This is a genomic window from Ferdinandcohnia sp. SAFN-114, from assembly GCF_059415045.1.
The window spans coordinates 22946-30635 of the sequence record NZ_JBPFDQ010000060.1 but is presented as its reverse complement, the minus strand read 5'-3'; the positions used below and the strand labels follow the sequence as shown (position 1 = coordinate 30635).

9 protein-coding genes are annotated in these 7690 nt (G+C 38.5%); 5 read left to right on the top strand and 4 right to left on the bottom strand.

Annotated elements, in window-relative coordinates:
• Window positions 1-216: 216 nt before the first annotated feature.
• From ACR65M_RS18085 to ACR65M_RS18075, 3 genes are all read right to left on the bottom strand, one after another.
• Window positions 217-369, bottom strand: a complete 153-nt coding sequence (locus tag ACR65M_RS18085; RefSeq protein WP_099352812.1) for a YpzG family protein — start codon at window positions 367-369, stop codon at window positions 217-219.
• Between the two features lie 80 nt (window positions 370-449).
• Window positions 450-608, bottom strand: a complete 159-nt coding sequence (locus ACR65M_RS18080; protein WP_010677476.1) for a small, acid-soluble spore protein K — start codon at window positions 606-608, stop codon at window positions 450-452.
• A 190-nt stretch (window positions 609-798) separates the two neighbouring features.
• Window positions 799-1782: a metal-dependent hydrolase gene (locus ACR65M_RS18075; RefSeq protein ID WP_341332697.1), complete on the bottom strand. Its 984-nt coding sequence runs from the start codon at window positions 1780-1782 to the stop codon at window positions 799-801.
• A gap of 326 nt (window positions 1783-2108) precedes the next feature.
• Here ACR65M_RS18075 and mutY point away from each other — a divergent pair, with 326 nt between their 5' ends.
• On the top strand, window positions 2109-3188 hold the full coding sequence (mutY, locus tag ACR65M_RS18070; RefSeq protein ID WP_440273977.1) for an A/G-specific adenine glycosylase: 1080 nt from the start codon (window positions 2109-2111) through the stop codon (window positions 3186-3188).
• 48 nt (window positions 3189-3236) lie between these two features.
• Here mutY and yfhS read toward each other — a convergent pair whose 3' ends face one another.
• Window positions 3237-3458 (bottom strand): mother cell protein YfhS, encoded by a 222-nt coding sequence (yfhS, locus tag ACR65M_RS18065; protein WP_099352809.1) that lies wholly within the window; start codon window positions 3456-3458, stop codon window positions 3237-3239.
• Window positions 3459-3615: 157 nt separating this feature from the next.
• On the opposite strand from yfhS, the gene ACR65M_RS18060 reads away from it, so the two are divergent.
• The 4 genes from ACR65M_RS18060 (at window position 3616) to ACR65M_RS18045 (ending at window position 7212) form a co-directional block, all read left to right on the top strand.
• Window positions 3616-3792, top strand: coding sequence for a gamma-type small acid-soluble spore protein (locus tag ACR65M_RS18060; protein ID WP_099352808.1), 177 nt, complete (start codon window positions 3616-3618; stop codon window positions 3790-3792).
• Between the two features lie 367 nt (window positions 3793-4159).
• Window positions 4160-4414, top strand: a complete 255-nt coding sequence (locus ACR65M_RS18055; protein ID WP_341332695.1) for a YgaB family protein — start codon at window positions 4160-4162, stop codon at window positions 4412-4414.
• A gap of 224 nt (window positions 4415-4638) precedes the next feature.
• Window positions 4639-5169, top strand: a complete 531-nt coding sequence (ntdP, locus tag ACR65M_RS18050) for a nucleoside tri-diphosphate phosphatase (RefSeq protein ID WP_099352806.1) — start codon at window positions 4639-4641, stop codon at window positions 5167-5169.
• A gap of 291 nt (window positions 5170-5460) precedes the next feature.
• Entirely contained in the window at window positions 5461-7212 is a 1752-nt protein-coding gene (locus tag ACR65M_RS18045) for an ABC transporter ATP-binding protein (protein WP_440273976.1), read from the top strand.
• Window positions 7213-7690 lie beyond the last annotated feature (478 nt).

Sequence of the window (7690 nt, the reverse complement as noted above, 5' to 3'; positions counted from 1 at the left end):
CCCTGTTCAATACAGAGATCATCTTCTTAAAGTAGCCTAGCTTTTTTTAAAATGTCCTTTACAAGGGGTACAGATTAACGATCTCTCTGGTTTTTATTATTGTCTAGCTGCATCGCCTAGCCCCTCGAGGTCACAAGCCATTCCATCAAGAAGGTTAAAGAACAAGCCGGCCCGTCTTGTGCTTGTCGGGGCTGACAAGCCGCTTCACTTTTCTAATTATGATTGTTTTCTTGTTTGATGCTCCAATATAATGAGATTTTGTGTCCGTCTTGTTTCACCATTTACCTGTGCCCATGCATGTTTTGGATTTGCCCATGCTTGTTGGAAAGGATTGTTGTATTCATTTCGTTTATAGCCTTTTTTACCCATTATACGCACCTCCAAGTTATACTCGAATCGATTTAGGCCAACATGATGTGGCGTTCTTAGTCTTTGGTCTGATCCCTAAGTTAAAAATCGTGTCGCTCACTTGAAGCCTTCATTCGTTCTTGTGGATGTGTGTTAATGGAACCATCTGCTCTTGTTGAAGCGTATTCTGCCTTTGCTCTAGGCTCACCCTGAAACTTATTACGATTCTGGTTTGGGAATCCTCGTTTTTTGTTCCGCATGCGAATACCTCCTATAGAAGCAAAATTGGATATCGTGCAAAAAGGGAGTTCTCTCCTTTAAACACGTATTACTAGTATGGAGTTCTTGACCTCTTATGATGTAAAATGGAGAACGTGAATTAATGGTAATCCTTATCAAGTAATTGGAAGTAAATAAGCCCCATAACAACATTGTTATGGGGGGAATGGTTTAACTCGGGATGAGCTCTAGTTTTTTACGGAGTTTTTCTTCGCTGAAAATCCAGCCAGTATAGGATGTTATAATATTTAAATCAAGATCCAGCTGTACAACCGCAACAAATGGATAATGTCCCTTGCTTCGATATCTTAAGTCAATAAAGCGAACTTCATAATAATCATCATACTCATCAACTTCCCATCGATAAACGGGTGAGAAGTGGAGGAATGCAGCAAGGTTCTTGTCCTTTATTGCAGCATTTATAACAGGTGTATCAGGAATTGGGCGTTTAACAAATTGATCATGTAAAATAAGTTCGTTGTTTACAGAGCGAGCAACATAAAAATATTTCTCTGTTATGACGGCAATATGCCATTGACTGAAACGATAGGTTGGAGAAATAATAACCTCTGTGATTTTTTCATCGATTTTGGCACGAACGGCTGCTTCAACCTTATTTCGCATTCGAAATCGAATGATATAATAAACCAGAAGGATTGCATATACGGAAAAGAATGTTACTCCTGGGTGCAGCCCAAACTTCCACACGATAATACCTACTAAATGCATGAGGAAGATAAAGGGGTCAAATGTATTAATAACACCTAATGCTACCCACTTGTGAGAAAAAGGCCGTAACGCTTGCGTTCCATATGCATTAAAAATATCGACAAATACATGGAGAATGACACCAATAAAGGTCCACATCCATAAAGATAATAGATTCGCTTCTGGGTAAAAGAATAAAAGGGCTCCAGTAATCAATATCGGCCAAAGTAAAACCGCCGGTATGGAATGTGTAATTCCTCTGTGATTTTTTATATAATGAGCATTGTTTCGTAATTTAAGTATCGTATCAAGGTCTGGTGCTTGCGAACCAATTAACGTTCCTAGGATCACGGCATGAGTAGTAGCGGGGTTAACCGTAACATGTGGGTCAAGTGTGGCAATGCCACCTAAAGCAAAACCCATAACGATATGTGTTCCTGTATCCAAAATGGGACCTCCTTTTTCGAACTTGTCTAGCTGCATCGCCTAGCCCCTCGAGGTCACAATTCGATTCGGCAAGAAGGTTAAAAAGCAACCTTCTAGCCGAATCGTCTTGTGCTTGTCAGAGCTGAACAAGGCGCTTGTGCTTTTAGTTGTTCCTAAGTTTAATGTAACCAACAATCTCAATTTAAAAAGATGTTTGAAAAAAATTGAATGGAACACTAATTTTTTGGGGTTTTAAGATAGGATTTCATGAAGAAGGACAAGCTTTTTCTTCATGTAGGTAAATTATTTTAATTTTATCACCTTGGGAGAGGGAATGGTATGGACAAATGAAACTTTTAGAAAGTTTTTCGATAAATGAATTTCAAAATGATTTAATTGATTGGTTTGAAAAAGAACAAAGAGACCTTCCTTGGAGGCAGGATCAAGATCCTTATAAAGTATGGGTTTCGGAAATTATGCTCCAACAAACAAGAGTCGATACAGTGATTCCGTATTTTGAGAATTTCGTTTCTAAGTTTCCGACAATCGAAGATCTTGCTGAGGCAGATGAAGAGAAAGTACTTAAAGCATGGGAAGGCCTAGGGTATTATTCACGTGTTCGAAACCTTCATGCTGCTGTTAAGGAAGTTGCGCAAGAATATGATGGTAAGGTTCCAAATACAGTTGAAGAAATTTCGAGTCTAAAAGGTGTAGGCCCATATACTACTGGGGCAATCCTTAGTATTGCTTATGGAATACCTGAGCCTGCAGTGGATGGAAATGTGATGCGAGTACTTTCAAGAATTTTATCAGTATGGGATGACATTGCTAAGCCCAAAACGCGCAAATTGTTTGAAGATATTGTCAGAGAAATTATCTCAAAAGATAATCCATCTGCTTTTAATCAAGCTTTAATGGAATTAGGTGCACTGATTTGCGTTCCAGGAAATCCTGCATGCCTATTATGTCCCGTTCAAGAACATTGTAGAGCTTTTGCAGAGGGTGTTCAAAAAGAACTACCAGTAAAGAGTAAGAAAAAGGCACCAACGGCTGTATCTATGGCGGCAGTTGTCCTTCAAAACGAGGATGGCAAACTTTTAATCCATAAACGACCTGAAAAAGGACTTTTAGCAAATCTGTGGGAATTTCCAAACAATGAAACCATTCTAGATGTCCAGGCACCAAAAGAACAGCTCGGTGATTTCTTGACTAACGAGTATCAAGTAAATGCAAAAATTGGCCAAGCATTCACGACAATTCAGCATGTGTTTTCTCATTTGATTTGGAACATAACTGTGTTTGAAGGGAAAATAGAGGGTACTATAAAGGAAACCGACAACTTGAAGCTGGTTAGCCTAAAGGAAATGGAACAATACACCTTCCCAGTTTCCCATCAAAAAATATTAAAAAGCTACCTCACTAAATAAATGGGTCAAGGGGACAGGTCCCTTGACCCACTTTATCTCTACCTAAAATCAATCATACGACAATTTAATATCACTTGTATATTCATTGTTACGGTGGAAACCGCCCCTAGCTTCAATTTCCTGGACGATTTCACGGTGCAGGGATTGGCCCTCAGCATTTAAATAAGGGACAATTTGTTGAAAGGAATGGTGGAAAAAAGCAAGCTCGCTTTCCTTCCATTCATTTTTTGGGATCATTGATAAATGAGTCATGTCTCGACCAGCATACATCTTCAATTACCCTCCTTTTTGAACATCATATTAGTTTCACTATGTTCAATTAATAAGATTATCCAAAGTATGTAAAAATATCCTATTTTTAAATAATATTTTTTATGGATATTAAATTCCTTTCTAGGACAAATTAATTGTCGTGGAGGTGATTACAATGGCTAAACAACCAAACAAAACTTCAGCTGGAACTAACGTACAACAAGTTAGACAACAAAACGCTCAATCTCAAGGTGCTGGTGGTCAATTCGGTACTGAGTTTGCTAGCGAAACAAACGCTCAAGAAGTAAGACGTCAAAACCAACAGTCTCAGTCTAACAAAGGCCAAGGCTAATATAATCAAAATACTTACTGCTTTACCTAAAACACTTCCCGTATTCGTCGGGAAGTGTTTTCCTTTTTCTTTTTTGAGTTGGATGAGGAGGCTGATGAATTCCCGAACGGGGGGAAGTCACCATCGTAAAGTCTTTCATAAGGAGGATGAAGTCCCGAATGGAGGAAAGTCGCCATCGTAGAGTCTTTCATAAAATCGATGATATCCTAAAATTCAAATAATGACCCGCTAGCCAACGCCCTTCCTTGATAGTTTGACAAAACCTCCTATATAACTACATACATAGACAAAGGAAATTGAGTCTATTTCCAGAAATAATAGGTTATAACAATAATAATAGTTCATAGACAATTAGGAGGATCACATGATGAGCGATTTTAATGCCCTTGTTGGTGAACAGTTAAAAACAATGGATAAGCTACTTTTCATTCAATCTGAAATTGAAAGATGCCAAGAACTAGAGAAGCAAATTTTAGAACTTCAAAAAGAAACTGAACTCCAGCCGATCCAAGAAGAGATAAAACGTATGCAAGATGAGCTAACGCAGATCCATGACTTATTCCAGCAACAAACGGAAGAAGTTATTCGATCCTATCAAGGCAAAATCCATCAAACTGTCTAAATATGTTGCGTAAAAGAGTCATCGAAAAATAACGATGGCTCTTTTGTTTTAAAAAATGTGACTAACCGTTATAATAATAGAAAAAGGTTTTTCTTTGTTTTAATACGTTCGATATGGGAGTTCGGCATTAAACCTATCGAATAATATACAAAATCTATATCAAATTTTGGAAGATTTAGAAATGTATAAGACAAAGCTGCCCAAAGTGAAAGTAGGGAGAGAGAATGGGTATTCCCATGGAAGGAGATAAAATACAAATCCATAGTTATAAACATAATGGCCATATTCACCGTGTTTGGGAAGAAACTAGAGTGCTTAAGGGTACACAAAGCATAGTCATAGGCGGGAATGACCGCACAACTGTGACAGAGTCCGACGGCCGGACTTGGATTACACGTGAACCGGCTATATGTTATTTTCATGCGCGCCATTGGTTTAATATTATCGGAATGATACGTGAGGATGGGGTTTATTATTATTGTAATATCAGTTCCCCGTTTATTTCCGATGATGAAGCATTGAAATATATCGATTATGATTTGGATATAAAGGTTTTTCCAGATATGACATTTATCTTATTAGACGAGGATGAGTATGAAAAGCATCGTCGTGAAATGAATTATCCTGATGTCATCGATAAGATATTAAAAAATAATGTGGACAAGCTTATCCAATGGATTCGTGGGCGTAAAGGTCCATTTGCACCGGATTTTATTGATATCTGGTACGAGCGCTATCTAACCTATCGAAGTTAACATTATTCAGTAGAAGTCCCAACTTCTATTGAATAATGTTAAGCCTCCGGCTGATGCCACAGATTTTTATGAATTTTTTTCGAGCAATAAATCAAAGACTAAAACCGCCACTTCCTGTGGCAACATCTTTGTGACCGACATCGTGTGGGCCTAAAAATCTGCGCGCAAATATGTAAAGGCGCAATTGAATAACCTCTAAAACCTGTTGAAAATAACAACAGGTTTTCAAATTTTAACCCGATTGTTTTTCGGGTAATTGATTGTACAACAACTAGAAGGAAGGTCAGGGGATTGGGGAGTACTAGACGTTATATGAAATTTGTGAAGCCGTACCGGTTTCAAATCTTTATCACAATTATCATTGGTATCATAAAATTCTCGATTCCAATGCTCACTCCACTATTACTGAAATATGTATTGGATGATGTCATCGCTGCAGATCTTACACAAGATGAAAAACTATCGAAACTTTTCTTAGCGATGGGAATCATGTTATTTATTTTTCTTGTACTGCGGCCACCCGTTGAATATTATCGTCAATATTATGCACAGTGGGTCGGTAGTAAAATCCTCTATGATATCCGTGACCAGCTTTTTGATCATATACAAAAGCTAAGTCTAAGGTATTATGCCAATACACGAGCGGGTGAAGTAATATCTAGGGTTATTCATGATGTGGAGCAAACGAAAACATTTGTCATTACTGGATTAATGAACTTATGGCTTGATCTGTTTACAATTTTTATTGCAATTGCGATTATGCTAACACTCGATATTCCATTAACAATCGTTTCTATTATTTTGTTTCCACTTTATGGCTTTTCGATTAAGTATTTTTATGGCAGACTTCGCCATCTTACAAGATCAAGATCACAGGCATTGGCTGAGGTACAAGGGTATCTTCATGAACGTGTGCAAGGGATTCCTGTTATCCGAAGTTTTGCAATTGAAGATCATGAACAAAGGCTATTTGATAAACAAAACAGCAATTTTCTACAAAAGGCATTAGACCATACAAGCTGGAATGCAAAAACCTTTGCTGTCGTTAATACGATAACAGATATCGCTCCATTGCTTGTCATCGGGTATGCAGGCTTTCAAGTGATTCAAGGTGATTTAACAGTCGGAACTTTGGTTGCGTTTGTCGCTTATATTGATCGACTCTACAACCCGTTAAGACGACTTGTAAACTCATCAACAACATTAACACAAGCCCTTGCTTCGATGGATCGTGTATTTGAATTTATAGATGAAAAGTATGATATCGTCGACTTGCCGAATGCGATTGAATGTAAAAATGTAGCCGGAAACATGAGTTTTGAAAATGTAACATTTTCTTATGGCGATGATGACGACGATCAAGTCGTTCTAAAGGATATTAATCTTAACATTCAAAGTGGAGAAACAGTTGCTCTAGTCGGAATGAGTGGTGGAGGAAAGTCGACACTGGTCAGCTTAGTACCAAGATTCTACGATGTAACTGGAGGAAGAATCTTATTAGATGGGACGGATATTCGTTCTTTTAAGGTAAGAAGTCTTCGTGATAAAATTGGGATGGTCCATCAGGACACCTTTTTATTTAGTGAATCCGTCAAGCATAATATTCTGCTTGGTAAACCAGGAGCAACTGACAAAGAAGTTATTGAAGCAGCTAAAGCAGCTAATGCCCATGAATTTATCGAAAATCTCCCTCAAGGGTATGATACAAAAGTAGGGGAACGAGGCGTAAAGCTGTCTGGTGGACAAAAACAACGAATTGCAATTGCTCGCGTATTCTTAAAAAATCCGCCATTACTAATCTGGGATGAAGCAACTTCAGCATTGGATCTGGAAAGTGAACACCTCATTCAGGAATCACTAGAAGAATTAGCAAAAAATCGTACTACTTTTATCGTTGCTCATCGGTTATCCACGATTACACATGCCGATAAAATTGTCTTAATTGAGCATGGTGAAATCGTAGAAGTCGGAACGCATGCCGAATTAATGAGCCAAAAAGGACATTATTTCAACCTTTTCCAAGTACAACAACTTGATGATTAACGAAGACAGGGAATACTTTAATAGGTTCCAATTCAGGGAGCAGAACATAAAACACAATATATTTTTTAGCGTGAATTCACCTATGAATTCACGCTTTAATTTTTTTCGATAAATTAACGCCTAATATTAGAGGAATTATTTGGTTTCAGAGACACACTTGTGCAGATTTTGCCGACTTATGTCCGAAGCTACTTCACCTTCGGACACCCCTGCACTGATTCCGCCTTTCACTGTCTGAAGATCCCCAAACTTCGGACACACTCGCGTTGAATATGCCACCGATTGTCTGAAGTTACTAGACCTTCGGACACCCCCGCCCTGATTCCGCCTTCCCTTGTCTGAAGATCATCAAACTTCGGACACCCTCGCGGTGAATATGCCAACCGTTGTCTGAAGATTGACAAACTTCGGACACCCCTGCACAGATTCCGCATTCCAGAGTCTGAAGATCCTCAAACTTCGGACACCCTCGCGCTGA